This is a genomic window from Noviherbaspirillum sp. (assembly GCF_036563305.1).
Lineage (GTDB): Bacteria > Pseudomonadota > Gammaproteobacteria > Burkholderiales > Burkholderiaceae_D > Noviherbaspirillum.
Window position 1 is genome coordinate 14,442 of sequence record NZ_DATCMQ010000002.1, and the last position, 24,677, is coordinate 39,118.

At 62.8% G+C, this 24,677-nt stretch carries 25 protein-coding genes; 14 read left to right on the forward strand and 11 right to left on the reverse strand.

Annotated features, from left to right (window positions below):
- Positions 1-7 precede the first annotated feature (7 nt).
- Positions 8-787 (forward strand): MBL fold metallo-hydrolase, encoded by a 780-nt coding sequence (locus tag VIM12_RS00215; RefSeq protein WP_331939587.1) that lies wholly within the window; start codon positions 8-10, stop codon positions 785-787.
- A gap of 81 nt (positions 788-868) precedes the next feature.
- Here VIM12_RS00215 and VIM12_RS00220 read toward each other — a convergent pair whose 3' ends face one another.
- Together VIM12_RS00220 and VIM12_RS00225 are read right to left on the reverse strand one after the other, a co-directional pair.
- Complete coding sequence (locus VIM12_RS00220) at positions 869-1,147, reverse strand: hypothetical protein (RefSeq protein WP_331939588.1); 279 nt, start codon at positions 1,145-1,147, stop codon at positions 869-871.
- Positions 1,148-1,346: 199 nt separating this feature from the next.
- Positions 1,347-2,468, reverse strand: coding sequence for a cupin domain-containing protein (locus VIM12_RS00225; RefSeq protein ID WP_331939589.1), 1,122 nt, complete (start codon positions 2,466-2,468; stop codon positions 1,347-1,349).
- 115 nt (positions 2,469-2,583) lie between these two features.
- Between VIM12_RS00225 and VIM12_RS00230 the strand changes: the two genes are divergently transcribed.
- The gene (locus tag VIM12_RS00230) at positions 2,584-3,123 is read left to right on the forward strand and encodes a peptidylprolyl isomerase (protein WP_331939590.1); all 540 of its coding nucleotides are present in this window, start codon (positions 2,584-2,586) and stop codon (positions 3,121-3,123) included.
- A gap of 57 nt (positions 3,124-3,180) precedes the next feature.
- Here VIM12_RS00230 and VIM12_RS00235 read toward each other — a convergent pair whose 3' ends face one another.
- The 4 genes from VIM12_RS00235 to VIM12_RS00250 all read right to left on the reverse strand — a co-directional run bounded on the left by VIM12_RS00235 (position 3,181) and on the right by VIM12_RS00250 (position 9,151).
- Positions 3,181-4,095, reverse strand: a complete 915-nt coding sequence (locus VIM12_RS00235; protein ID WP_331939591.1) for a hypothetical protein — start codon at positions 4,093-4,095, stop codon at positions 3,181-3,183.
- Complete coding sequence (gene mutS, locus VIM12_RS00240) at positions 4,092-6,782, reverse strand: DNA mismatch repair protein MutS (protein ID WP_414691731.1); 2,691 nt, start codon at positions 6,780-6,782, stop codon at positions 4,092-4,094. Before mutS ends, VIM12_RS00235 begins: the two co-directional genes overlap by 4 nt.
- Positions 6,783-6,911: 129 nt before the next feature.
- Complete coding sequence (locus tag VIM12_RS00245) at positions 6,912-8,258, reverse strand: DEAD/DEAH box helicase (protein WP_331939592.1); 1,347 nt, start codon at positions 8,256-8,258, stop codon at positions 6,912-6,914.
- 98 nt (positions 8,259-8,356) lie between these two features.
- Positions 8,357-9,151 (reverse strand): inositol monophosphatase family protein, encoded by a 795-nt coding sequence (locus tag VIM12_RS00250; protein WP_331939593.1) that lies wholly within the window; start codon positions 9,149-9,151, stop codon positions 8,357-8,359.
- A 122-nt stretch (positions 9,152-9,273) separates the two neighbouring features.
- Between VIM12_RS00250 and VIM12_RS00255 the strand changes: the two genes are divergently transcribed.
- Entirely contained in the window at positions 9,274-10,032 is a 759-nt protein-coding gene (locus VIM12_RS00255) for an RNA methyltransferase (RefSeq protein ID WP_331939594.1), read from the forward strand.
- 214 nt (positions 10,033-10,246) lie between these two features.
- On the opposite strand, the gene lexA is transcribed toward VIM12_RS00255, so the two are convergent.
- Positions 10,247-10,897 (reverse strand): transcriptional repressor LexA, encoded by a 651-nt coding sequence (gene lexA / locus VIM12_RS00260; RefSeq protein ID WP_331939595.1) that lies wholly within the window; start codon positions 10,895-10,897, stop codon positions 10,247-10,249.
- Positions 10,898-11,123: 226 nt separating this feature from the next.
- On the opposite strand from lexA, the gene rpsF reads away from it, so the two are divergent.
- The 7 genes from rpsF to VIM12_RS00295 all read left to right on the forward strand — a co-directional run bounded on the left by rpsF (position 11,124) and on the right by VIM12_RS00295 (position 15,861).
- A complete protein-coding gene (rpsF, locus tag VIM12_RS00265; protein WP_331939596.1) occupies positions 11,124-11,492 on the forward strand; it encodes a 30S ribosomal protein S6 in 369 nt (122 codons plus the stop codon).
- 18 nt (positions 11,493-11,510) lie between these two features.
- Complete coding sequence (priB, locus tag VIM12_RS00270; RefSeq protein WP_331939597.1) at positions 11,511-11,813, forward strand: primosomal replication protein N; 303 nt, start codon at positions 11,511-11,513, stop codon at positions 11,811-11,813.
- Between the two features lie 15 nt (positions 11,814-11,828).
- Positions 11,829-12,113 carry a 30S ribosomal protein S18 gene (gene rpsR, locus VIM12_RS00275; protein WP_331939598.1) on the forward strand — a complete coding sequence of 95 codons (285 nt, stop codon included), beginning with the start codon at positions 11,829-11,831 and terminating at the stop codon, positions 12,111-12,113.
- Positions 12,114-12,139: 26 nt separating this feature from the next.
- A complete protein-coding gene (gene rplI, locus VIM12_RS00280; protein ID WP_331939599.1) occupies positions 12,140-12,592 on the forward strand; it encodes a 50S ribosomal protein L9 in 453 nt (150 codons plus the stop codon).
- 150 nt (positions 12,593-12,742) lie between these two features.
- Positions 12,743-14,128 (forward strand): replicative DNA helicase, encoded by a 1,386-nt coding sequence (locus tag VIM12_RS00285; RefSeq protein WP_331939642.1) that lies wholly within the window; start codon positions 12,743-12,745, stop codon positions 14,126-14,128.
- Between the two features lie 61 nt (positions 14,129-14,189).
- A complete protein-coding gene (locus VIM12_RS00290; RefSeq protein ID WP_331939600.1) occupies positions 14,190-14,816 on the forward strand; it encodes a DUF47 domain-containing protein in 627 nt (208 codons plus the stop codon).
- A gap of 37 nt (positions 14,817-14,853) precedes the next feature.
- A complete protein-coding gene (locus tag VIM12_RS00295; protein ID WP_331939601.1) occupies positions 14,854-15,861 on the forward strand; it encodes an inorganic phosphate transporter in 1,008 nt (335 codons plus the stop codon).
- Positions 15,862-15,928: 67 nt separating this feature from the next.
- Here the strand turns inward: VIM12_RS00295 and VIM12_RS00300 are convergent, their stop codons facing one another.
- The 3 genes from VIM12_RS00300 to VIM12_RS00310 all read right to left on the reverse strand — a co-directional run bounded on the left by VIM12_RS00300 (position 15,929) and on the right by VIM12_RS00310 (position 18,747).
- Positions 15,929-17,590 (reverse strand): PhoH family protein, encoded by a 1,662-nt coding sequence (locus VIM12_RS00300; RefSeq protein ID WP_331939602.1) that lies wholly within the window; start codon positions 17,588-17,590, stop codon positions 15,929-15,931.
- Between the two features lie 188 nt (positions 17,591-17,778).
- Positions 17,779-18,255, reverse strand: coding sequence for a peroxiredoxin (locus VIM12_RS00305; protein ID WP_331939643.1), 477 nt, complete (start codon positions 18,253-18,255; stop codon positions 17,779-17,781).
- A gap of 120 nt (positions 18,256-18,375) precedes the next feature.
- Positions 18,376-18,747 carry an Mth938-like domain-containing protein gene (locus VIM12_RS00310; RefSeq protein ID WP_331939644.1) on the reverse strand — a complete coding sequence of 124 codons (372 nt, stop codon included), beginning with the start codon at positions 18,745-18,747 and terminating at the stop codon, positions 18,376-18,378.
- A 186-nt stretch (positions 18,748-18,933) separates the two neighbouring features.
- Here VIM12_RS00310 and VIM12_RS00315 point away from each other — a divergent pair, with 186 nt between their 5' ends.
- Both VIM12_RS00315 and VIM12_RS00320 read left to right on the forward strand, forming a co-directional pair.
- Entirely contained in the window at positions 18,934-20,163 is a 1,230-nt protein-coding gene (locus VIM12_RS00315; protein WP_331939603.1) for a pyridoxal phosphate-dependent aminotransferase, read from the forward strand.
- Between the two features lie 69 nt (positions 20,164-20,232).
- Positions 20,233-21,543 (forward strand): homoserine dehydrogenase, encoded by a 1,311-nt coding sequence (locus VIM12_RS00320; protein WP_331939604.1) that lies wholly within the window; start codon positions 20,233-20,235, stop codon positions 21,541-21,543.
- Between the two features lie 77 nt (positions 21,544-21,620).
- On the opposite strand, the gene VIM12_RS00325 is transcribed toward VIM12_RS00320, so the two are convergent.
- Positions 21,621-22,205, reverse strand: coding sequence for an XRE family transcriptional regulator (locus VIM12_RS00325; RefSeq protein ID WP_331939605.1), 585 nt, complete (start codon positions 22,203-22,205; stop codon positions 21,621-21,623).
- Between the two features lie 187 nt (positions 22,206-22,392).
- Between VIM12_RS00325 and kbl the strand changes: the two genes are divergently transcribed.
- Together kbl and VIM12_RS00335 are read left to right on the forward strand one after the other, a co-directional pair.
- Positions 22,393-23,601, forward strand: coding sequence for a glycine C-acetyltransferase (gene kbl, locus VIM12_RS00330; RefSeq protein WP_331939606.1), 1,209 nt, complete (start codon positions 22,393-22,395; stop codon positions 23,599-23,601).
- A gap of 11 nt (positions 23,602-23,612) precedes the next feature.
- Positions 23,613-24,584, forward strand: a complete 972-nt coding sequence (locus VIM12_RS00335; RefSeq protein ID WP_331939607.1) for an NAD-dependent epimerase/dehydratase family protein — start codon at positions 23,613-23,615, stop codon at positions 24,582-24,584.
- Positions 24,585-24,677 lie beyond the last annotated feature (93 nt).

Here is a 24,677-nt window from a genome sequence, read left to right on the forward strand (position 1 = left end):
TTTCCTATTGAAATTCGCCAGTCTGGGAAGCGGCAGCGAAGGCAACGCCTTGCTGATCTCTGCCGCTTCCGGTACGTCCCGTACCACGGTCATGCTCGATTGCGGCTTCGCGATCAAGGAGACCGAACGTCGTCTGCAGCGCCTCGGCATGCATGCCGGCGATCTTGCGGGCATCATCGTCACCCATGAACATTCAGACCACGTCGGCGGTGTCTTCCGGTTCGCCCGGCGCCACCGCATTCCGGTGTGGCTTACCTTCGGCACCTTTCAGGCCGTCGCCAAGGATTGCGATGGCGTCGAGTATGCATACTGCCGGGACGGCGAGGCTTTCAGGATCGGCGGGCTGGAGCTTGTGCCCTACACGGTTCCTCATGACGCCCGGGAGCCGGTGCAGTATGTGGCGAACGACGGCCTGCGGCGCCTTGGCGTCCTGACGGACGCCGGACATGCGACCGCACATGTTGTCGAGGCGCTCGGTGGATGTGACACACTCGTCCTCGAGTGCAATCATGACCGGACCATGCTTGCCAACTCCACGTACCCGCCGTCGCTGCGGCGAAGGATAGGGGGACCATACGGGCATCTCGCCAACGAGACGACCGCCGAGATTCTGGCCGCGCTCGACAAGTCGCGTTTGAAGATGGTGGTCGGCGCTCACCTTAGCCAGCAGAACAATACGCCTGAACTGGCGCTGGCTGCGCTGCGCGGCGTGGCCGGCGTGGACCATGCCGATATCAGGATCGCTGACCAGCATGAAGGTTTCGACTGGATCGATATCGGCGACTGAGAGGAAACGGGGAGTGCGTCTGAACGACGACTGGGCGAAAAAAAAGCCGACCATGGGTCGGCTTTTTTATTGCAGCAGAGATTACTTCTGTGCCGGGGCTTCAGCAGCCGGAGCAGCCGGAGCGGCCGGGGCAGCAGCAGCGTCGCCGGTAGCCGGAGCAGCCGGAGCGGCAGCGCTGTCAGCCGGAGCAGCAGCAGGCGCTTCAGCAGCCGGAGCAGCCGGAGCGGCAGCAGGTGCTTCAGCAGCCGGAGCGGCAGCGGGTGCTTCAGCAGCCGGAGCGGCCGGAGCGGCTTCTTCCTTCTTGCCGCAAGCGGCCAGGGCAACAGCGAGGAGGGATGCGATCAACAGAGTCTTTTTCATGGGATTTCCCTTAAAAAGTTATATGAGTTTTTTTGCGATGAATAATTACCGGTAATTATCGCTCGGTAGGTGTTTTCCCATTTCCGCCAACATTGCGCAGATGAGAAAACTTCCTAACCCGCAATTATAGCTACTTTTTAACAACGGAAGCGAAGCGCAGTGCTAACAGTAAGGTCTTTGTAAGCAAGCAACAGGAAATTCAGCGCAGTACCAGCCAGCCGTCCTGATACCAGGCGTAGAAGGCATCGAGCACATCGGCCGACGCCGTCTCGACCTCTTCGGCACTCAATACGCGGTGGTCGGCCAGTGCCAGCAATGCATCGCGGTCCTGCCGCTGCAGCGTGAACGAGTCGCCATTGACGAACAGGTGCTTGCCTCGATACAGCATCCTGGTCTTGCGGGCAAGGCGGACGCCACGGCTTGCGGCGGACTGCAGGAATTTCTCCTTGCGCATCGGCCGTGCCGGCAGGTCGAAGAACACCGTGGGCTTCGGTTCCGACAAATACTCGCCGAGGAAAATCGCGATGTCGTCGCGGGTGAAGCGGATGCGGTTGATCTCGCTACTGACGCGATCGAGCATTGCCGCGCTGATCTCGGCCGGTCGCGAGGCCGGCGCAAGGTCAGGATCGGCGTATCGGCCCGGCACCTCGACGGAGTCCGCCATGAATTGCAGGAAACCTTCGGCAAGCTCCTGGTACGCGGGTGCGCGGAATCCGATCGAGTACGTCATGCACTCATCAAGGGCGACGCCATCGTGGGCGTAATGCGGCGGCAGGTAGAGCATGTCGCCGGGTTCCAGCACATATTCCTGTTCCGCCTGAAAGTTCTCGAGAATCTTCAGCGGCATGCCTTCCGCCAGCGAAAGATCCTTCTGCGCGCTGATCTGCCATCTGCGGCGTCCATGTGCCTGCAGCAGAAAGACGTCATAGGAGTCGAAGTGCGGTCCGACGCCGCCGCCCTCGGTCGCATAGCTGATCATCAGGTCGTCCAGGCGCGCATCCGGAATGAAGCGGAAGGACTGCATCAGCGTGTCGGCGGCGTCGTCATGCAGGTTGACGCCCTGCACCAGGAGGGTCCATCCCTTCTTGCCGATGGCCGGCATGACTTCCAGCGGCCCCTTGGCCATCTGCCAGCGCTTTCCGGAGCGGGAGATCAAACGGGACTCGACGTCGTCGCGCCTTGCCATCGCCAGCAGGTCTTCCCGGCTCAGCAAGGGCTGGAATCCGGGAATCGCCTGGCGGATGAGCAGCGGCTTCTTGTGCCAGTATTCGCGCAGGAATTGTTGCGGCGTAAGGCCGCCGAGCAGGGCAAGTTTTTTCATGCGCGAATTATATAGGGACGCCTCCAGCGGCGATGACTTTGCATTAACGCAGTCAGGTATTCCCGACGCGCCTGCCGCTATAATCGGACTGATCACTCACTTGAAAGGAATCGCCATGAAGATTGCCAAGAATACGGTCGTCACACTGCACTACAAATTGTCTGACGCGCAGGGCAATCTGATCGAGGAAAGCCGCGAGCCGATGGTGTACCTGCACGGCGGATATGAGAACACCCTGCCGAAGATCGAGGAAGCGCTCGACGGCAAGGACCCGGGGTACGAAACCACGATCCAGGTCGAGCCGGACGATGCCTTTGGCGAGTACGATCCGGAGCTGATCAAGGTGGAGCCGCGCAACCGGTTGCCGGAACCGATCGAGATCGGCATGCAGTTCGAAGGCACGCCCGACAGCCCCGACAGCGGCGAAGAGCCGTTGATCTTTACCGTGACCGACATCGCCGAGGACAAGGTGGTCCTCGACGGGAATCATCCGCTGGCGGGGATGGCGCTGCGCTTCACGCTGAACGTCTCCGAGGTGCGCAATGCGAGCGACGAGGAAATCGCGCACGGCCACGTGCACGGGGCGCACGGGCATCATCACGGCGACGTCGAGAGTGACGAAGGCGACGAATTCCGCAGCTTCCCCTTGCAGTGAGAACTGCCATACCGTCGCGCTAGGGCGATGCCTGAACTGCGGACCGATTCGCAAGGGTCAGGGCGTCGTCCGCCGCGCGCTGTCTGCCGATCCCGCAAGCTGGAAGTAGGGGGCGGCGGTCCGGACCGTGACCGTCGCGACGCCTGCGCCGGCATCCAGCTCGCCGAGGTTGCCCTGCCAGCGTATGCGGTTCGGCGCCGCCTTGTCCGATTCTCCGTGGACAAGCAGCACTTGCCCGGGAAAATCCGCTGACAACCTGATCAGCTGACGTCGCGTTTCGAGATACCCGTCACGCCTGTGCTTGCGCTGCGGCGAAAGCGCGTTGCCGTCGCTGAAGAGCACGATGCCTTTCATCTTCTTCTGCCGGGCGTGGACGAAAATTCGCTGAAGCCATTCCCGGTTCGCGACCGTCCTGTCCTCAAATTCGCTGTTTCTCCCGGCGTCGATGACATAGTGGTTGTTGTTGCCGGGGAGGTTGATCGTTGCGAACATCGTCTCCCCGATCTCCCAGCGCGCGTTTTCGACGTACGTACGGAATTTCGGGTTGGTCGCCTGACGCACCAGCGGGATACGGCTGGCGCCCAGCGAGAATTCGTCGGCGAACAGCAACTCGCGCAGCCGGGACAGGCGGCTGATTGCGGCGGAACGGCCGTTCTCGTTCCGGCACTCCGCCCAGTCGCTTGCTGCCAGCGAGACCACGATGCCGTTCTGCGCGGCGTTCAGCAGATCGAAACGGCGCTGGTAAAGCCGATCGCTGCAAGGCTCGGCGCTGTCCTTGATGCCGCTGACCACGACGAAGGCGAGGTTGTCGTCATCGGTCGCTGCCAGCGCTTCTTCCAGCCCCGGTCCTCCGCGGTCCCGCTCAACCGCATGGGAAATCACGGCGAATTTGAATGCATGGTCGGCCGCACCCGCCAGTCCGTGCGCAACGCACAGGATTGCTACCGCCGCACGCCTGACCAAGCCGCTCATTGGGCGTCCGCGAGCGATTTCAGGCGATAGAGGAGCGCAAGCGCCTCGCGCGGGGTCAGCGCGTCGGGATCCGTCTGCGCCAGCATGTCGAGCACCGGCTCCGCGGCTGCGGCCGTCGTTGGCATTGCCTCATCGTCGTCGTCGCAGTCAGCGACAGGCGGCGCGAACAGGTCGAACTGCGGCGTCTGCTGCACGGAATTCGCTTCCAGCATGGCCAGGTGCCTGCGGGCCGCCCGGATCACCGGCTGCGGCACGCCGGCCAGCTGGGCGACCTGCAGGCCGTAGCTTTGCGATGCAGGTCCTTCCTGGACCGCATGCAGGAAAACAATATTATCCTTGTGCTCGACTGCGGACAGGTGCACGTTGGTCGCGGCGGCGTGGGTCTCCGGCAGCTGCGTCAGCTCGAAGTAGTGCGTGGCAAACAGCGTGAAGCTGCGCGTGGCCTCCAGCAGGTGGCGGGCAATCGCCCACGCAAGCGCCAGTCCGTCGAAGGTCGACGTGCCACGGCCGATTTCGTCCATCAGCACCAGCGAGCATTCGCTTGCGCCGTTCAGGATGGCAGCCGCCTCGGTCATCTCGACCATGAAGGTGGATCGCCCGCCCGCAAGGTCGTCGGCCGCGCCGATGCGGGTGAAGATGCGGTCGATCGGGCCGATGCGCGCGGCGTCCGCCGGCACGAAGCTGCCGACGTAGGCGAGCAGGGTGATCAGGGCGACCTGGCGCATGAAGGTGGACTTGCCGCCCATGTTCGGACCGGTGATCAGCAGCAGCTTGCGTTCCGCGTCGAGCTTGCAATCGTTTGCAATGAAGCGTTCGATCTGGTTTTCGACCACCGGGTGGCGGCCCTGCTCGATAACGATCGACGGCTCGGCTACCAGCTGGGGCGCGCACCAGTTGTTGCGCGCGGCGTGGTCGGCAAGGGCAACCAGCACATCCAACTGCGCCAGCGCATGGGCAATGCGCTGCAGGGCGGCGATGTGCGGCGCCAGCTCGGCCAGCAACCGGTCGTACAGATGCTTCTCGCGGGCGAGCGCGCGCTCCTGCGCCGACAGTGCCTTGTCCTCGAACGCCTTCAGCTCGGGCGTGATGTAGCGTTCCGCATTCTTCAGGGTCTGCCGGCGACGGTAGTCTTCCGGCACCTTGTCGGTCTGACCGTTGGTCACCTCGATATAGAAGCCGTGCACCTTGTTGTATTCGACGCGAAGATTGCCGATGCCGGTGCGCGTCCTTTCTCTCGCCTCCAGCTCGACCAGGAACTGGCCCGCGTTCTCGGACAGGCCGCGCAGCTCGTCAAGCTCGGCGTCGAACCCACGGGCGATGACGCCGCCGTCGCGCACCATGGCTGCGGGCTCCAGCGCGATCCCGCGCTCGAGCAGGTCCAGGCATTCTGCCGGCGTCGCGAGCGCGTCCAGTATCGCCCGCAGCAGCGGGGCGTCGGCGTCGCGATTGCACATCGCGACATAGGAGCGCAGCGAGGGCAGTTGCTGCAGGCCGGCGCGCAGTCCGGCAAGGTCGCGTGGGCGCGCCGACAGCAGGGCAATGCGCGTGGTGATGCGCTCGATATCCGGCACCGCCGCAAGCGTGGCCGACAGGCCGGAAGAAGCATTCGCCCGCATCAGTGCATTGAGGGCCGCATGCCTGGCCCTGGCAACGTCCTGGTCGCGGCTGGCATGATGGAGCCAGTGGCGCAGGAGCCGCGATCCCATCGAGGTCCGGCAGTGATCGAGCAGGGAAAACAGGGTGGGTGACCCGGCGCCTTCCTGGCCCCGCAGGGTTTCGGTGAGTTCGAGGTTGCGCCGGGTCGCGGCGTCGAGTCCGATGAATTCGCTTTCCGATTCCACCGCCAGGGTGCGCACATGCTGCAGGCTGCGCCCCTGCGTCGCCTGGGCGTAGCGCAGCACGGCGCCTGCGGCGCCGATGGCGGCGGTGAATGCTTCGGCGCCGTAACCACTCAGCGTCGCAACACCGAGCTGTTCCAGCAAGGCCTTGCGGCCGCTGGTTTCGTCGAAGTGCCAGTGCGGCACGGTGGTTGGCTTCCCGGACGCCGTCGGCGCCTGTCCGAGCTCGCTTTCGTCATTCAGCAGGATTTCCGCCGGCGAGATGCGCTCCAGTTCCTGCTTGAGGCGGACGTCTGCCGTCTTGGCGTCGGACGAGAATTCCATCATCCTGAGCGCCCCGCTGGCCATCGACAGCCAGGCCAGGCCGACGGTGACGGTCTTGCGCTGGACCAGCAGGCGGACCGCGAGCAGTGGCCGCTCCGATTTTTCAGGCAGCAGGTCCGAGTCGGTCAGGGTGCCGGGAGTCACCACCCGGACCACCTTGCGTTCGACCGGTCCCTTGCTGGTGGCCGGGTCGCCGATCTGTTCACAGATCGCGACGGACTCGCCAAGCTTGATCAGTTTGGCGAGGTACTGCTCGACCGAATGGAAGGGCACGCCGGCCATCCTGACGGGGTTGCCGTTCGAGGCGCCGCGCTGGGTCAGAGTGATGCCGAGCAGGCGCGCCGCCTTCTCGGCATCTTCGAAGAACAGCTCGTAGAAATCGCCCATCCGGTAGAACACCAGCATGTCCGGATGCTCCGCCTTGATGCGCAGGTACTGCTGCATCATGGGCGTGTGCTTCTCCAGTGCGCCATCGGCGCGGACGGGTGGGTCTTGATTCGGGCTCAGGACGGTTTGCGATGCCATTCCAGTCTTTCTTCTCTCGGGCGCAATCGGCCGCAACGGGGCGAAAACGAAGCCGCCATTTTAATACCCGCGGCGACCGGGAGGCATGCCTGGAGCGCAACCGGATGTGTACCGGTTGCGCGAATGCGGTTACCGGCCGCGCCCGCCGCTGCGGTGAGGAGCGGGCCTGGGGCCGGCGGGCTTGTTTCCGCCGCTAGGGGAGCGGGCCTGCTGTCCTTGCGGCGCATTCCCTCCACGCTGTCCTTGCGAGGCGTTCCCGGCGCGCTGTCCCTGGGATGCGCGGCCGCGGCCATGTGCCTCGCCGCTGCGCAGCTGGATTGGCTGCGGCCTGGCGTTGGGGTCGGGCTCGAATCCGGGCACGACTTCACGCGGCAGCGAGCGCTTGATCAGCTTCTCGATCCCCTTGAGCATGTCGTGCTCGTCGACGCAGACCAGCGAGACCGCTTCGCCGCTGGCGCCAGCGCGGCCGGTGCGACCGATCCGGTGCACATAGTCTTCGGGGACGTTCGGCAGGTCGTAGTTCACCACGTGGGGCAACTGGTCGATATCGATGCCGCGTGCGGCAATGTCGGTTGCGACCAGTACCTGCAGCTTGCCGTCCTTGAACTCGGACAGCGCCTTGGTACGCGCCGACTGGCTCTTGTTGCCGTGGATTGCCATCGCGCTGATCCCATCCTTGCCAAGCTGTTCGACCAGCTTGTTGGCGCCATGCTTGGTACGGGTGAAGACGAGTACCTGGGTCCAGTTGCTGGACTTGATCAGGTGGCTCAGCAGCGGATGCTTGCGGTTGCGGTCGACCGGATGGATCTTCTGTGCGATCACTTCGACCGTCGAATTGCGGCGCGCGACCTCGATCATGGCGGGCGCGTTCAGCAGGCTGTCGGCAAGTGCCTTGATGTCGTCGGAAAAGGTGGCAGAGAACAGCAGGTTCTGACGCTTCGGCGGCAGCGCGGCGAGCACGCGCTTGATATCACGGATGAAGCCCATGTCCAGCATGCGGTCGGCTTCGTCGAGGACCAGGATCTCGACCTGCGACAGGTCGACCGTGCCTTGCTGCATGTGGTCAAGCAGGCGGCCCGGGGTTGCCACCAGGATGTCGAGTCCTTTCGCGAGCAGTGCAATCTGGGGGTTGATGCCAACACCGCCGAAGATCACTGCGGAATTGAGCCTCAGGTACTTGCCGTAGACGCGCACGCTTTCCTCGACCTGCGCCGCGAGTTCGCGGGTAGGGGTGAGGATCAGTGCGCGTACCGTCTTGGACCGTTTCGCGGGCGCCGGCTTCGAGGTCAGTCGCTGCAGGATGGGCAGGGTGAAGCCGGCGGTCTTGCCGGTGCCGGTCTGCGCGCCGGCAAGCAGGTCGCCGCCTTTCAGGACGGCGGGGATGGCCTGGGTCTGGATCGGGGTGGGCGAGGTATAGCCCTGTTCGCTGACTGCGCGAACGATTTCATCGGCGAGGCCGAGTTCGGAAAAAGACATGGATACTCAGAAAAACGGTTGCCCGCCGTCGGCAGGGCCGGGTGGCGGGAAAGAAAACTGCAACCGTGCATGACGGCTGCAAGCGAGGAGAGGTGGATTTACTTCGCGAACGGCGACAGCAGGTTCACCATCTGGCCAAAAATCTTCGGCGTGCCGGCCAGCACGTTGCCCTTGTAGAGGTAATCGGATTCGCCCGCGAAATCGCCGACGATGCCGCCGGCCTCGGTAATCAGCAGCGAGCCGGCTGCGGCGTCCCAGGGTTTCAGGCCCTTTTCGAAGAAACCGTCGAGCCGGCCGGCCGCGACATACGCGAGGTCGAGCGCAGCAGCGCCGGGACGACGCAGGCCGGCGCATTTCTCGGTCATCACCTTGAACATCTTCACATACTCGTCCAGGCCCTCGGTATCGCGGAACGGGAAGCCGGTACCGATCAGCGCCTCGGCCATCTTGTCGCGGCGGCTGACACGGATGCGCTTTTCGTTCAGGTAGGCGCCTGCCCCCTTGGATGCGGTGAACAGGTCATTGCGGGTCGGGTCGTAGACCACTGCCTGCGTGATCTGGCCGCGCTGCTGCAGCGCGATCGACACGCAGTATTGCGGAAACCCGTGGATAAAGTTGGTGGTGCCGTCGAGCGGGTCGATGATCCATACATTGTCGTTCTCGTCGTGCAGGTTGGCCGACGGGCCCGACTCCTCCGCGAGGATCGCATGATCCGGATACGCGGTCTTCAGAACCTCGATGATCGCCTGCTCCGCGGCCTGGTCGACTTCGGTGACGAAATCGTTCTGGCCCTTCTGCGTGACCTGCACCCGTTCGAGGTCGAAGGAGGCCCGGTTGATGATCGACGCCGCGCGGCGTGCGGCCTTGACGGCCGTGTTGAGCATGGGATGCATAGAGGTTCCGTTAAAATTGCGGTACCGTCGCGACCGCGTGCGGAACCACTTGAAATTTGGATTAAGGAGCGAAGCGGCCGGTCCCCGCGCTGAGCGAGGCGCCGCTGATCACGCTATTTTAAATGAACCAGCACCCGAGCAGTAATTCTCTTTTCGACCGCCTGCGCTTCATCCTGGTAGGCACCAGCCATCCGGGCAATGTCGGCGCCGCCGCCCGCGCCATGAAAACCATGGGCTTTTCCCGCCTGGTGCTGGTCGATCCCCGCTTCCCCGACGTGGCGCAACACGAGGAGGCCATCGCGTTTGCCAGCGGCGCCCAGGACGTTCTCGCCGCGGCAAAGGTGGTCGGCACTTTCGAAGAAGCCATCGCGGGTTGCAACTTTGCGGCAGCGCTGAGTGCGCGCCTGCGCGAATACTCGCCCCCCCTTGCCACGCCGCGCAGCCTCGCCGGCACACTCGCCGCGGATCCCGCCCTGCAGCCGGCGCTGGTTTTCGGTAGCGAGCGCTATGGCCTGCCGAACGAGGTGATCGAGCGGTGCAATGTCCTCATCAACATTCCGGCCAATCCCGACTATTCGTCGCTGAACCTGTCGCAGGCGGTGCAACTGCTGGCCTATGAGGCGCGGCAGGCGCTCAGCGGAGACCGCTTGCCGGCGCAACCCGTTGGTTTCGTAGGTGAGGCCGCGGACCTCGACGAAATCGAGGGCATGTACCAGCACCTTGAACAGGCCCTGATCGCACTCGCATTTCTTGACCCGCAAAACCCGAAGAAACTGATGCCGCGGTTGCGGCGCATGTTCTCGCGCACGCAGCTGGAAAAGGAAGAGGTGAATATCCTGCGGGGCATTGCCGGGAAGATCCTGCAGAAGCGCCGCGAATGAGTGCAGCGCCGCATGCCCCCGGCCCGCATGCCGATGAAGGCCGGAGACGCGAACGGCAACGGCAGCCTTCCCGGCGATAAGGATGTCGCCGTTCAGGCTCCGGCGCGGTGAACGTGCCACGATGGTCGCCGATTCTGCAGGGGCCATTGAGGGCCGAAGCCTGCGAAGCGCCGCTAAGTTGCAGCCACCCTGATCAGCCAGACTTGCGCTGCCGTCAGCCCCAGGCGCGCAAGAGACCGACTGCCAGGCCTTCGAGCGCGAAATCTTCCTGTCCCGACTGTACCCGGATCGGTTCGAAATCAGGATTTTCCGGCAGCAGTTCAATCAGGCTTCCCGACTTCCGGTAACGCTTCACCGTCACATCGTCGCCGATGCGGGCAACGATAATCTGCCCGTTCTTCGCAGTGTCCGCCTTTTTTACCGCAAGCAGGTCGCCGTCCAGGATGCCGGCATCCCGCATCGACAGTCCTCGTACTTTCAGCAGATAGTCGGGCTTTGCCGAGAACAGCGCCGGATCGACTTGGTACGTGGATTCCACATGCTCCTGCGCCAGGATGGGAGAACCTGCGGCCACACGTCCGACCAGCGGAAGGCTGAGTTGCATCAGTGCGGGATGGGGAAGGGCCATCTGGCGCGCCGAACCGCTGCCCGGCACGTCCCGCAGCCGGATTCCGCGCGATGTTCCGGGCGATATTTCGATCGCCCCCTTGCGCGCCAGCGCCTGCAAGTGTTCTTCGGCCGCGTTCGCCGACTTGAAGCCGAGCTCATTCGCGATCTCGGCCCGGGTAGGTGGGAACCCGGTGTTTTCGATCGCTTCCCTGATCAGGTTCAGAATCTGTTCCTGGCGGGCGGTCAATTTGATCATGATCGGCGGGCGCTAAGGCGCTGTTTATAAAGACAGCCTGTATTTTTATACAGGAGCGCAGGGAATGCAAGCGTTCGTTTTCCCCGGAAGGCGCGGCTGGCGCGGCAATGCGGTGTTGGGTGGTGTTGAGCATTTCCGCGGCTCGGGTTATCATAGCGGGCTTTCCCTTCCCACACCCGTCTGACGCCGGGGTGGGCAATTATCTGTTTGTCCACAAGGAGATTACATGCGTCACTACGAAATCGTATTTATCGTGCATCCTGATCAGAGCGAGCAAGTGCCCGCAATGATCGAGCGCTACAAGGGCATCGTCACTGCCCGCAACGGCAAGATCCACCGTGTCGAAGACTGGGGCCGTCGCCAGATGGCTTACATGATCCAGAAGCTGGCAAAGGCACATTACGTCTGCATGAACATCGAGTGCGACGGCGAGACGCTGGCCGAGATCGAAACCGGCTTCAAGTTCAATGATGCCGTGCTGCGCCACCTCACCGTGAAGATGAAGAAGGCTGAAACCGCACCGTCGCCGATGATGAAGGCGGTGCAGAAGGAAGATGCCGCCAAGAGCCAGCGCGCCGAGGCGTCCGCGGCCTGATTGCGTTAGCGGAGGAGTGTGAACCAGCTGCGCCTGACGGCCGCGATCGCGGAACGCGACGTATTGCGTTATACCCCGGCCGGCATACCGATTGTTTCCGCAGTGCTGCTGCATACGTCGGACCAGGTGGAAGCCGGCATCACGCGTCGGACCGAGTTTGAAATCGCGGCAATTGCCGCGGGTGAAATTTCAGGGCGGTTCAACGGCGTGGAGCTGGGCGAAACGCTGCAATTCACCGGATTTCTCGCTCGCAAGCATCGCAACAGCAAAAGCCTTGTCTTCCATATCACGGACTTCGAGGCGTACTCACCAGATCACTAGATACAGGAGCCGAAAATGGCATTTGGTAAAAAATTCGACAAGAGCAAACTCAAGCACAAGCGCCAGCAGCAGAACCCGCTGTTCAAGCGCAAGAAATTCTGCCGCTTCACCGCCGCCGGCGTGGAACAGGTTGACTACAAGGACGTCGACACGCTGAAGGACTTCGTGCAGGAAAACGGCAAGATCATGCCCGCTCGTCTGACCGGCACCAAGGCGCACTACCAGCGTCAGGTCGATACCGCGATCAAGCGTGCACGTTATCTCGCGCTGCTGCCGTACACGGACCTGCACAACGCGTAATTGACGACGAAGAATAGGAGAAAAACATGCAAGTCATTCTGTTGGAAAAAGTCGTCAACCTGGGCAACCTCGGTGACGTGGTGAAGGTCAAGGACGGCTTCGCCCGCAACTTCCTGATCCCCCAGCGCAAGGCACGCCGTGCGACTTCGGCCGCTATCGCCGAGTTCGAGGCGAAGCGCGCGGACCTGGAGAAGGCAGCAGCCCAGAAGCTGGCCGAATCCCAGGCCCAGGGCGAGAAGCTGGGCGGCACGACTGTCCGCATCAGCCAGAAGGCTGGCGTTGACGGGCGCCTGTTCGGTTCCGTGACCAATGCCGATATCGCCGAGGCGGTAACGAAGGCGGGCTTTGCCGTCGAGAAGGCCCAGGTCCGTATGCCGCAGGGTCCGCTGAAGACGGTTGGCGACTACACCATCGCTGTTGCACTGCACACCGACGTCGTGGTGGACATCACCGTGTCCGTCGTTGGCGAGCAAGCGTAAGTCATTGCTGAAGAAGGAAAGCCGGCGCAAGCCGGCTTTTTTTGTGCCCGGCGAATCGGGCTTGCCTGTTTGCCATGCCATCCAGGCGATTGTCTTGAATAAGGTCATGCCTTCCGCTGCCCATAGTGGCAAGAAGGTATAATGCGCGCCATGAATACCCGCACCGACCCCCAGCTCGATGCCCTCCGCGTTCCCCCCCATTCGATCGAAGCAGAACAATCCGTACTAGGCGGACTCCTGCTCGACAATGCGGCCTGGGATCGCATCGCCGATATCGTCAGCGAGGATGACTTCTATCGCTACGACCATCGCATCATTTTCCAGCACATCGTCAAGCTGGTCAGCGCGACCCGGCCGGCGGACGTCATCACCGTCTACGAAGCGCTCAGCACAAGCGGCAGGGCCGAGGAGGTAGGCGGTCTGACTTACCTGAATGCGCTTGCACAAAACACGCCCTCGGCTGCCAACATCCGCCGCTATGCGGAGATCGTGCGCGACCGCGGCGTCCTGCGCAAACTCATCACGGTATCGGACGAGATCTCGACCCAGGCCTTCAGCCCCCAGGGCAAGGAAGTGAAACAGATCCTCGACGAAGCGGAGTCCAAGATTTTTGCGATCGCCGAGGAAGGCGCGCGTGGCGCGCAGGGTTTCCAGGCGATCCAGCCTCTGCTGACCCAGGTCGTCGAGCGCATCGACGAGCTCTACAATCGCGACAACCAGAACGACATCACCGGTGTGCCAACCGGCTTCATCGACCTCGACCGCATGACCTCCGGCCTGCAGGCGGGCGACCTGGTGATCGTCGCCGGTCGCCCCTCGATGGGCAAGACCGCGTTCTCGCTCAACATCGGCGAGAACGTCGCGATCGACAGCGGCCTGCCGGTCGCCGTGTTTTCCATGGAAATGGGCGGCGCCCAGCTTGCAATGCGTATGCTGGGCTCGGTGGGCAGGCTGGACCAGAGCCGGCTGCGGGTCGGCAAGCTGAACGACGAGGACTGGCCGCGTTTGACGCATGCGATCCAGAAGATGAACGATGCGCAGCTGTATATCGACGAGACACCCGCGCTGAGTCCGATCGAATTGCGGGCGCGGGCGCGCCGGCTGTCCCGGCAGTGCGGCAAGCTCGGCCTGATCATCGTCGACTACCTGCAGCTGATGGCAGGTAACAGCCAGGGGGAGAACCGGGCGACCGAGATCTCGGAGATCTCCCGTAACCTGAAAGGCCTGGCCAAGGAGCTGCAATGTCCGGTGATCGCGCTGTCGCAGCTCAACCGCTCCCTTGAGCAGCGGCCGAACAAGCGTCCCGTCATGTCCGACCTGCGCGAATCGGGTGCCATTGAACAGGATGCCGACGTCATCCTGTTCATCTATCGCGACCAGGTCTACAACCCGGATTCGCCCGACAAGGGGACCGCGGAGATCATCATCGGCAAGCAGCGTAACGGTCCGATCGGCACTGTCAGGCTGACCTTCCTTGGCGAGTATACGAAGTTTGACAATTACACCGGCGGCAATGCCGTCTTTGACAACGAATAGCGCGGCCGCCGCCTGTCGGCGCGCCGTTTCGGATTGACATACCTACTTCAGAGAGCGACCCATGTTTGGACGACTGATGCCCACGGAGGGCAAATTTTTCGAGCTTTTCAGCCAGCACGCCGACTTGTGCGTGAAGGGCGCAAAGGAGATGGTTGCGTTGATGACCAACTTCGACGACCTGGAGAACAGGGTGCACGCCATCGAAAGCGTTGAGAAGCAGGCGGACAAGGTCACCTACGAAACGCTGGACATGCTGCACAAGACCTTCATCACGCCGCTCGACCGCGACGACATCCACAAGCTGATTACCAGCATGGACGACATCCTCGACCTGCTCGAGGACGCCGGCCAGACCATCTCCCTGTACGACATCAAGTCGATCACCCCGGAAGCCAAGCGGCTGGCGGAGCTGTGCCTGTCGTGCGCCGAGAAGGTGCAGTCGGCGGTCGGCATGCTGAACAACATGGACAACTCGCGCCAGATGCTGGCCATCTGCGAAGAGATCGACCGCCTCGAGTCGGACGCCGACCACGTGATGCGTGCGGCAATGTCGAAGCTCTTCCGCGACGAGCCGGACGTCCGCACCCTGATCAAGCTGAAGGCAATCTACGAGATCCTGGAAACCGTCACCGACCGCTGCGAGGACGTGGCCAACATCATCGAGGCGATCATCGTCGAAAACGCGTAAGTCGCGGGCAATCCAAGAAAAACGACGAGAAAACCTCATGCAAACCCTAGAAATAAGCATCTATGTCCTTGCGTTCCTGATTGCGTTGGCATTGCTGTTCGACTTCATGAACGGCTTCCACGACGCGGCAAACGCAATTGCCACCGTCGTGTCGACCGGGGTGCTGAAGCCGCAGCACGCGGTGGCGATGGCAGCACTGTTCAATGTGATCGCCATCTTCTTCTTCCAGCTCAAGGTTGCGACCACGGTCGGCAAGGGGACGATCGAACCCTCGGTGGTCGACCACTATGTGGTGTTCGGGGCGCTGGTCGGGGCCATCGCCTGGAACGTCCTGACCTGGTACTACGGCATTCCGTCGTCGTCGTCCCATGCACTGATCGGCGGCCTGGTCGGCGCCGCGGTCGCCAAGGCGGGCACCGGTTCGCTGATCTCGTCCGGCCTGATCAAGACGATTTCCTTCATCCTGCTGTCGCCGCTGCTCGGTTTCGTCTTCGGGTCCATCATGATGGTCCTGGTGTCATGGATGTTCGTCCGCTCGACGCCACGGAAGGTGGACAAGTGGTTCCGCCGCATGCAGCTGGTGTCGGCCTCGATGTACAGTCTCGGCCATGGCGGCAACGATGCACAGAAGACGATGGGCATCATCTGGATGCTGCTGATCGCCGCCGGGTATTCCACTGCCGACGACCACCTGCCGATGTGGGTGGTACTGAGCTGCTACGCGGCCATTGGCCTCGGCACACTGTTCGGCGGCTGGCGCATCGTCAAGACGATGGGTCAGAAGATCACCAAGCTCAAGCCTGTCGGTGGTTTCTGTGCGGAGACCGGCGGGGCGATCACGCTGTTCCTGGCGACCGGACTCGGTATCCCGGTCTCGACGACGCATACCATCACTGGCGCCATCGTCGGCGTCGGCTCCTCGCGCAAGATGAGTGCGGTGCGCTGGGGCGTGGCCGGCAATATCGTCTGGGCGTGGGTCTTCACCATCCCCGCATCGGCCTTCATGGCGGCGATTGCATGGTGGATCGGCACACACATCATGTAGCGCCCGACGCTGCAAAAGAAAAACCCCGCATCCGCGGGGTTTTTTGTCTCTGCGGCAGGCGCCGGCGTCAGAGCACTTCGCTTGCGTGATCGGCAAGCCGGGACCGCTCCCCGCGGGCCAGCGTCACATGGCCGCTGTGGGACCAGCCCTTGAAACGGTCCACCACGTAGGTGAGTCCGCTCGATCCCTCGGTGAGGTAAGGCGTGTCGATCTGCGCGATATTGCCAAGGCAGACGATCTTGGTGCCGGGGCCCGCTCGCGTCACCAAGGTCTTCATCTGCTTCGGCGTCAGGTTCTGCGCCTCGTCGATGATCAGGAACTTGTTGACGAAGGTCCGGCCGCGCATGAAGTTCAGGGACTTGATCTTGATGCGCGACCGGATCAGGTCCTGCGTCGCCGCCCGCCCCCATTCACCGGCGTCGCTGTCCGACTTGTTCAGCACCTCGAGGTTGTCGTCGAAGGCGCCCATCCAGGGCGACATCTTCTCTTCCTCCGTGCCGGGCAGGAAACCGATGTCCTCGCCGACCGGCACCGTGACGCGGGTGACGATGATCTCGTTGTACAGCTTGGTCTCCAAAACCTGTGCCAGTCCGGCGGCGAGCGCAAGCAGCGTCTTGCCGGTGCCCGCCTGACCCAGCAGGGTGACGAAATCGCACTCCGGGTTCATCAGCAGGTTGAGGGCGAAGTTCTGCTCCCGGTTGCGGGCGGTAATGCCCCAGACCCCGTTCTTGCCGTGCGTGTAGTCGCGGAGTGTCTGCAATACCGCGGTCTTGCCGTTGATCTGCCTCACCTGGCCGTAGAAGGGTGCCTCGCCGTTGTTCGGCTCATGGAACACGAACTGGTTGACCAGCAGCGAGGGCACGGCCGGGCCGGTGACGCGATAGAAGGTGTAGCCGGTGCCGTGCTTGTTCTCCTGCCAGGACTCCATGCCCTTCGCATGCTTGTGCCAGAAGTCGTCGGGCAGCTGGGTGATGCCTGAGTACAGAAGGTCGGTGTCTTCCAGTACATGGTCGTTGAAGTATTCCTCGGCCGGCAGCCCCATCGCACGCGCCTTGATGCGCATGTTGATGTCCTTGGACACCAGCACGATGGGACGTTCGGGATGCTGTTCCTCCAGTGCCCGGACCACGCCAAGGATCTGGTTGTCGGCCTTGCCGATCGGTAGGCCCTCCGGCAGTGCGCCGTTCTGCAGGCGGGTCTGGAAGAACAGGCGCCCCTTGGCATCCTTGTTGCCGAGCTTTGCCAGCGGAATGCCTTCCTCGATCGCATGCTCTTCCACGCCGGCGATCAGCGCGTCGAGGGAGCGGGAAACCTGGCGGGCGTTGCGGGCCACCTCGGACATGCCCTTCTTGTTGTTGTCCAGCTCCTCCAGCGTCATCATCGGCAGGTAGACATCGTGTTCCTCGAACCGGAACAGGGAGGTCGGGTCATGCATCAGCACATTGGTGTCGAGCACGAAGAGCTTCGGGACGCCGAGCTTGTCGGCGGTCCGGCTGGCGCCGGACTTGATGACGCTGCTGTCCAAGGCCTTCGGCTTTGCGCTGCGCGCCCTGGACTGCGGCAGCTTTTCTTCCGTCCTTGCCCGGGCCCGGGGAGCGTCGGCCGTCTCTGCCGGCGGCGCCTCCACCAGGGTCATGATCGGTTTTACTGCCTTGCCTTTTTCTGCCTTTGGGTAGTCTTGCTGCGAAAGTAGCGTTGCCGGTTTCGTCGGAATTTTAGGCAGTGGCATCAGGACCTCAATCTAGGGAAAAGTGGGATTGACTACTACTCTTTAAGACGCCAGTCGTACTGACGGGTGAAACAAGCGGTGGCGGGGAGGCCTGAAAAGCAAAAAGCCGTTTGAGGGGGAGGCGATGCGCCTCTTCCGCAAACGGCTTCTTGAAGAAAATCTCTTTTGAATTCAAAGGGTAGGGCGAATTATGCAAGGGCCTTCACAAACGCCAGGACGTCTTCCACATGTCCCGGCACTTTCACTCCACGCCATTCTTTCACCAATTTCCCGCTGCCGTCAATGATGAAAGTGGAACGTTCGACGCCCCGCACTTGTTTGCCATACATGCTTTTCATCTTCATGACATCGAACATGTTGCAAACGGTCTCGTCCGGATCGGAGATCAGCTCGAACGGCATGCCGAGCTTGGCCTTGAAACCCTCGTGCGAACGGATGCTGTCGCGGCTGATGCCGAAAATCTCGGTATTGGCGGCCTGGAACTGGGGATGCAGATCGCGAAACTCCATCGCCTCGGTAGTGCAGCCGGGCGTGTTGTCCTTGGGGTAGAAATACAGCACGACGGTCTTGCCCTGGTAATCGGACAGCCTGAACGGGCGTTCCCCGGTCATTGCCGCGGAAAATTCCGGAACGGTGAGATTCAGTGCGGATGGGCTTTCGGCCACGTTGTTCTCCAGTGCGGGTTGTTCTCGTTTTTGGCGAGCATCGGAAGCGGGACCGTCGGTCACGGTGCCGCAACCAGATGTTAGCCAGAATTTATCATCTTTGGGAAGAGTGCCCGGACGTCATTCCATGATCAGGGCGAGTACGACCTTGCGCCCTTCGCCCATCAGGATGTTGTATGTCCTGCATGCAGCCGGGTTATCCATGCATTCGACCCCGATGCGGCGTGCGGTCAGGGGCTGCACCAGTCGCGGGTGCACGAAGCGCTGGCGTTTCCCGGTACCGAGGATCACGACGTCCGGTTCGCGCTCCGCGATGCGCTCGAAATCCGCGACGGACAGCGTCTCGAAAGTCGTCGGCGGCCAAGGCACCGGGGGCGTCTCGGGCATGACGGTCAGGCTGTAGCCGAATCGTACCGCGTTGATCTCGACCCCTGACTCGTCGTAGGCGGTCACGGTCTGGTAGTGCTGGGTGGGGGTGTTGTGTAGCTTCATGACGCTGTAGACATGCGGGCGGCAATGAATTTCCGCCAACGCCAGGAAAAAGATGGCCATTGTAGCCTTTACTCTTCCGGCCAGCCCGGTTTCAGATTGATAAAACGGGTTGCTTTCGGCAAAATGGGTATTTTGGCGGTGCAGCATTGCATCCCAGTTCTTGCCTCAACTACAAGGGATTGCCCCGTGCGACCGATTCAGAAATCGAAGAAACTGGCAGACGTCTGCTACGACATCCGCGGCCCGGTGCTTGAAAAGGCCAAGCAGATGGAGGAGGAGGGCCACAAGATCATCAAGCTGAACATCGGCAACCTCGCCGTATTCGGTTTCGATGCGCCGGACGAGATCGTGCACGACATGATCATCAACATGGGCAATGCGGCCGGCTATACCGACTCCAAGGGGCTGTTCGCGCCGCGCAAGGCGATCATGCACTACACGCAGGAAAAGAAGATCGCCGGCGTGGGCATCGACGACATTTATATCGGCAACGGCGCGTCCGAACTGATCGTCATGGGCATGAATGCGCTGCTCAATACCGGTGACGAGGTGCTGGTCCCGGCACCCGACTACCCGCTGTGGACCGCAGCCGTCAGTCTGTCGGGCGGCAAGCCCGTGCACTACGTTTGCGACGAGCAATCCGGCTGGCTGCCCGACATCGACGACATCCGCAAGAAGATCACGCCCAACACCAAGGCGATCGTCGTCATCAACCCGAACAATCCCACCGGCGCGCTGTACCCCCTGGAAGTGCTGCAGCAGATCGTCGAGGTGGCGCGCCAGAATCAGCTGATCGTGTTCGCCGACGAGATCTACGACAAGACACTGTACGACGGCGAGGTGCATACATCGATCGCCTCGCTGGCCGACGACGTACTGTTCATCACCCTCAATGGCCTGTCCAAGAACTACCGCTCGTGCGGTTACCGCGCGGGCTGGATGGTCGTGTCGGGCAACAAGAAGCCCGCACGCGACTACATTGAAGGGCTGAACATGCTGGCATCGATGCGGCTGTGCGCGAACGCGCCGGGCCAGTATGCGATCCAAACCGCACTCGGCGGTTACCAGAGCATCAACGACCTGGTCGGGCCGGGCGGCCGCCTTCTGCGGCAGCGCGACCTGGCGCACAAGCTGCTCACCGAGATCCCGGGGGTCAGCTGCGTCAAGCCAAAGTCGGCCTTGTACATGTTTCCCAAGCTGGATCCCAAGCTTTACCCGATCGAAGACGACCAGAAGTTCGCCTATGAACTGCTGGCCGAGGAAAAGGTGCTGATCGTACAGGGCACCGGCTTCAACTGGATCGCGCCCGACCATTTCCGGGTCGTGTTCCTGCCGAACTCCGACGACCTGACCGAGGCCATCGGACGTATTGCCCGCTTCCTCGAGCACTACCGCAGGCGCCACGGGACCGCCTGAGCCTGCGGCTTTCCAACCCGGCCCCGGCCGGATATGCGGCACGTACGCAGACCCTTATTTTCAGAAACCATGAAACCCATCAAAGTAGGCTTGCTCGGCATCGGAACCGTCGGTTCCGGCACATTCAACGTCCTGAAGCGCAACCAGGAAGAGATTACGCGCCGTGCCGGCCGCAGCATCCAGATTACGATGGTGGCCGACCTCGATACCGCCCGCGCGAAGGAACTGACCAACGGCGAGTGCGAAGTGGTTAGCGACGGCAACCTGGTGGTGAACAACCCCGACATCGACATCGTCGTCGAACTGATCGGCGGCTATGGCGTTGCACGCGACCTGGTGCTGAAGGCGATTGCCAACGGCAAGCACGTGGTAACGGCCAACAAGGCGCTGCTCGCGACCCATGGCAACGAGATTTTCAAGGCTGCGCAGCAGAAGGGCGTGATGGTCGCGTTCGAGGCGGCGGTGGCCGGCGGCATCCCGATCATCAAGGCACTGCGCGAGGGATTGACTGCGAATCGCATCCAGTGGATCGCGGGCATCATCAACGGCACCACCAACTTCATCCTGTCCGAGATGCGCGACAAGGGCCTCGACTTCGACGTCGTGCTCAAGGAGGCGCAGCGTCTCGGCTATGCGGAAGCCGATCCGACCTTCGACATCGAAGGCGTGGATGCCGCGCACAAGGCCACCATCATGGCGGCGATTGCATTCGGCGTTCCTGTCCAGTTCGACCGGGCGCACGTCGAAGGCATCACCAAGCTGCAGGCGACCGACATCCGCTACGCGGAACAGCTGGGCTACCGCATCAAGCTGCTGGGCATCGCCAAGCGCACGCCACAGGGCATCGAGCTGCGCGTGCATCCGACCCTGATCCCCGCCAGACGCCTGATCGCCAACGTCGAGGGTGCGATGAATGCCGTGCTGGTGCAGGGCGATGCCGTGGGCGCCACGCTTTACTATGGCAAGGGTGCGGGTGCCGAGCCGACTGCATCGGCCGTCATTGCCGACCTGGTCGACATCACGCGGCTGGCAACGGCAGACCCCGGGCACCGTGTACCGCACCTGGCCTTCCAGCCCGACCAGATGGTGGACACGCCGATCCTGCCGATGACGGAAGTCACGACCAGCTATTACCTGCGCATGCAGGTCGCCGACCAGGCCGGAGTGCTTGCCGACATCACCCGCATCCTCGCGGATTCGACGATCTCGATCGATGCCATGCTGCAGAAGGAGCCGGCGGAAGGCGAGACGCGCACCGACATCATCATGCTGACGCACCAGACGCAGGAGAAGAATGTCGAGGCCGCAATCGCGCGCATCGAGGGATTGCAGACGGTGGTCGGCAAGGTCACCAAGATTCGTCTTGAGCAACTGAGCTGAGCCGTCCGTAACGCGGCCTCTTGCCGCATTGCAGGGAAACGGGCGCATTGCCGCAAGCAGTGCGCCCGTTTTGCGTTTCAGCGATGGATGACGACCAGCAGTGCCTTCGCCTCGGTCTTGCCGTTGTTGACGACCGCGTGTGCCTTGTCGGCGGCGTAGCGCGCGCTGGCGCCGGTCCTGAGTTTCTTTCGTTCGCCTTCGACCTCGACCTCGAGGTTGCCGGACAGCACGCTCAGGTGCTCGGCGGTGCCCGGGTCGTGGGGCTGGGAGCGCAGGGCGCCGCCCGGTGCGAGGGTCAGTTCATACCATTCGAACTTCCCGGCCAGATCCATCGGTCCCAGGATGCGCAGTACGTATCCGGAGTGGGTGCCGGGCAGGGTCGGGGTCTCGTGCGGCTCGACCAGTTGTATTGCCTCGCCGGCCCTTTGCTCCCCGGCCAGCAACTCGTCTATGCCGATCCCAAGCGCGTTCGCCAGCCGCCAGGCCACGGCGATGGTGGGATTGGCTTTCTCCCGTTCGATCTGCGACAGCATGGACTTCGACACCCCGGCGGCACGCGACAGGTCTTCCAGTGTCAAACCCTGTGCGAGGCGGATGCGCTGCAGCGTGGCGCCGACTTCAGGCGGCGCAATGGGCGGCGGGACCGGATTTTTTGTAGCCATGCTTGCAATCGGAAATGAGGGAAGCTAGTATTCGATATATTGAAAACGAAGTTCGATATATCGAATCTGGGTCGATTTACTGAACGGCTATGGTAGCAGAATGCAACGGCGGGGCGCATCTCCGGCCGAAGACATCATGCTGCGCCCGGCCGGATGAAGCTGCGCGAAGACGTCCAAGGAGGGGAACATGACGGTGACCAGGCAGAAAGATGCGTTTTACGAGGGCCTCGCGGTCCAGCTCGAAGGCTTGCGGGAGCAGGGCCTGTTCAAGTCCGAACGGGTGATTGCGTCGCGCCAGGGCGCGGAGGTCGCCTGCGACGACGGCCGGCAGCTGATCAACCTGTGCGCGAACAACTACCTCGGACTGTCGGGCGACCAGGAGATGGTGCGCTCGGCAATCGCGGCGACGGAGCGCTACGGGTACGGGCTGTCATCGGTGCGGTTCATCTGCGGCACGCAGACGGTGCACAAGCGGCTCGAACAGGCGCTGTCGGATTTCCTGGGCATGGAGGACACCATTCTCTACGCCGCCGCCTTTGATGCCAACGGCGGCGTATTCGAGCCCTTGTTCGACGAGAACGACGCCATCATCTCGGACGCGCTCAATCATGCATCGATCATCGACGGTATCCGGCTGTGCAAGGCCGCGCGCCTGCGCTACCAGCATAACGACATGGACGACCTCGAAACGCAACTGCGTGCCGCCGAGGGCAAGCGTCACAAGCTCATCGTGACGGATGGCGCGTTTTCCATGGACGGCACCATCGCCCAGCTGGATCGCATCTGCGACCTGGCCGACAAGTACGGGGCGCTGGTGATGATAGACGAAAGCCACGCGTCGGGATTCATGGGCCCGACGGGCCGCGGCACGCATGAGCACCACGGCGTCATGGGGCGGGTGGACATCATTACCGGCACCCTCGGCAAGGCGCTCGGCGGCGCGATGGGCGGGTTCACCTCCGCCCGCCGGGAGGTCATTGAAACCCTGCGCCAGAAATCGCGTCCCTACCTGTTCTCGAACTCGCTGGCGCCCGCCATCGCCGGCGCATCGCTCGCCGTGCTCGAACGACTGCGCTCCTCGACGGAACTGCGCGACCGGCTGCACGAGAACACCGCTTATTTCCGGCGCGAGATCGCCTCGTTGGGATTCACGATCAAGCCGGGCACGCATCCGGTGGTGCCGGTCATGCTGTTCGATGCGCCGCTCGCGCAGCGCTTCGCACAGCGTTTGTACGAACTTGGCGTGCTGGTCACCGGTTTCTTCTATCCGGTGGTGCCGATGGGCCAGGCGCGCGTGCGTGTGCAGCTGTCGGCGGCGCACAGCAAGGAACAGCTGGAACGGGCGCTGGCGGCGTTTCGGCAGGCGGGCGAAGAGCTCGGGCTGATCAAGAACTGAGGGGGAACAGCATGGATAAAATCCTGGTCATCGGCGCCAACGGGCAGATTGGCAGCGAATTGGTGGAGGCGCTGGGCGAACGGCACGGCGCGGGCAGCGTGATCGCCACCGACATCGGGCCGCGCAGCCTGTTCAATGCGGCGCACTACGAGTGCCTGGACGTGCTCGACAGCGGCAGGCTCGCCCAGCTGGTGCGCGAGCACGACGTCACGCAGGTCTACCAGCTCGCGGCACTGCTCTCGGTCACCGGCGAGCAGGCCCCGTTGAAGGCGTGGACGCTGAACATGAACGGCCTGCTCAATATCCTGGAGCTGGCGCGCGAGCGCACGGCGGAAGGCAAGCCGCTCAAGGTGTTCTGGCCGTCCTCGATCGCGGCCTTCGGCCCGCATACGCCCGCCGTGGATACGCCGCAGCTCGCCGTGATGGACCCGACCACCATCTACGGCATCAGCAAGCAGGCCGGCGAGCGCCTGTGCGAGTATTACTTCAGCAAGTTCGGCGTCGACGTCCGCAGCATCCGCTATCCCGGCATCATCAGCCACAAGTCGCCCCCCGGGGGCGGCACCACCGACTACGCGATTGCCATGTTCCATGCGGCGCTGGCGGGCGAGGCCTACGCCTGCTACCTCGGACCGGAAACGACGCTGCCCATGATCTACATGCCGGACGCGATCCGCGCCACGATCACCCTGATGGAAGCGCCGGCGGACCAGGTGCGGGTACGCTCCAGCTACAACGTCGCCGGCGTCAGCTTCAGCCCGCGCGAGCTGGCCGAGGAGATCCGGCGCCACCTGCCGCGCTTCGATGTCCGTTACCAGCCGGATCAGCGCCAGGCGATCGCCGACAGCTGGCCGCACAGCCTGGACGACACCTACGCCCGTGCCGATTGGGGCTGGAAGGCCCGGGTCGGCCTGGCGGAGATGGTCACGGACATGCTGGAGAACGTCAGGCCGGCGACCCGTCCGCGCCACCACGCCGCCTGAGGGAAATGGCGGCCGGCGCCGGGGGCGCAGTTATAATGTTGCCTTTCCGCCTGACGGCCGCCGCCCGCTTCGACAAGGGGAACTTGCCGGCCG

What these genes read in the sequence shown, in the direction of transcription:
- VIM12_RS00220 (WP_331939588.1), bottom strand. Translation starts at nt 1,147, where the DNA reads ATGAAAAAGACTCTGTTGATCGCATCCCTCCTCGCTGTTGCCCTGGCC.
- VIM12_RS00225 (WP_331939589.1), bottom strand. Translation starts at nt 2,468, where the DNA reads ATGAAAAAACTTGCCCTGCTCGGCGGCCTTACGCCGCAACAATTCCTG.
- VIM12_RS00230 (WP_331939590.1), top strand. Translation starts at nt 2,584, where the DNA reads ATGAAGATTGCCAAGAATACGGTCGTCACACTGCACTACAAATTGTCT.
- VIM12_RS00235 (WP_331939591.1), bottom strand. Translation starts at nt 4,095, where the DNA reads ATGAGCGGCTTGGTCAGGCGTGCGGCGGTAGCAATCCTGTGCGTTGCG.
- mutS (WP_414691731.1), bottom strand. Translation starts at nt 6,782, where the DNA reads ATGGCATCGCAAACCGTCCTGAGCCCGAATCAAGACCCACCCGTCCGC.
- VIM12_RS00245 (WP_331939592.1), bottom strand. Translation starts at nt 8,258, where the DNA reads ATGTCTTTTTCCGAACTCGGCCTCGCCGATGAAATCGTTCGCGCAGTC.
- VIM12_RS00250 (WP_331939593.1), bottom strand. Translation starts at nt 9,151, where the DNA reads ATGCATCCCATGCTCAACACGGCCGTCAAGGCCGCACGCCGCGCGGCG.
- VIM12_RS00255 (WP_331939594.1), top strand. Translation starts at nt 9,274, where the DNA reads ATGAACCAGCACCCGAGCAGTAATTCTCTTTTCGACCGCCTGCGCTTC.
- lexA (WP_331939595.1), bottom strand. Translation starts at nt 10,897, where the DNA reads ATGATCAAATTGACCGCCCGCCAGGAACAGATTCTGAACCTGATCAGG.
- rpsF (WP_331939596.1), top strand. Translation starts at nt 11,124, where the DNA reads ATGCGTCACTACGAAATCGTATTTATCGTGCATCCTGATCAGAGCGAG.
- rpsR (WP_331939598.1), top strand. Translation starts at nt 11,829, where the DNA reads ATGGCATTTGGTAAAAAATTCGACAAGAGCAAACTCAAGCACAAGCGC.
- rplI (WP_331939599.1), top strand. Translation starts at nt 12,140, where the DNA reads ATGCAAGTCATTCTGTTGGAAAAAGTCGTCAACCTGGGCAACCTCGGT.
- VIM12_RS00285 (WP_331939642.1), top strand. Translation starts at nt 12,743, where the DNA reads ATGAATACCCGCACCGACCCCCAGCTCGATGCCCTCCGCGTTCCCCCC.
- VIM12_RS00290 (WP_331939600.1), top strand. Translation starts at nt 14,190, where the DNA reads ATGTTTGGACGACTGATGCCCACGGAGGGCAAATTTTTCGAGCTTTTC.
- VIM12_RS00295 (WP_331939601.1), top strand. Translation starts at nt 14,854, where the DNA reads ATGCAAACCCTAGAAATAAGCATCTATGTCCTTGCGTTCCTGATTGCG.
- VIM12_RS00300 (WP_331939602.1), bottom strand. Translation starts at nt 17,590, where the DNA reads ATGCCACTGCCTAAAATTCCGACGAAACCGGCAACGCTACTTTCGCAG.
- VIM12_RS00310 (WP_331939644.1), bottom strand. Translation starts at nt 18,747, where the DNA reads ATGAAGCTACACAACACCCCCACCCAGCACTACCAGACCGTGACCGCC.
- VIM12_RS00320 (WP_331939604.1), top strand. Translation starts at nt 20,233, where the DNA reads ATGAAACCCATCAAAGTAGGCTTGCTCGGCATCGGAACCGTCGGTTCC.
- VIM12_RS00325 (WP_331939605.1), bottom strand. Translation starts at nt 22,205, where the DNA reads ATGGCTACAAAAAATCCGGTCCCGCCGCCCATTGCGCCGCCTGAAGTC.
- kbl (WP_331939606.1), top strand. Translation starts at nt 22,393, where the DNA reads ATGACGGTGACCAGGCAGAAAGATGCGTTTTACGAGGGCCTCGCGGTC.
- VIM12_RS00335 (WP_331939607.1), top strand. Translation starts at nt 23,613, where the DNA reads ATGGATAAAATCCTGGTCATCGGCGCCAACGGGCAGATTGGCAGCGAA.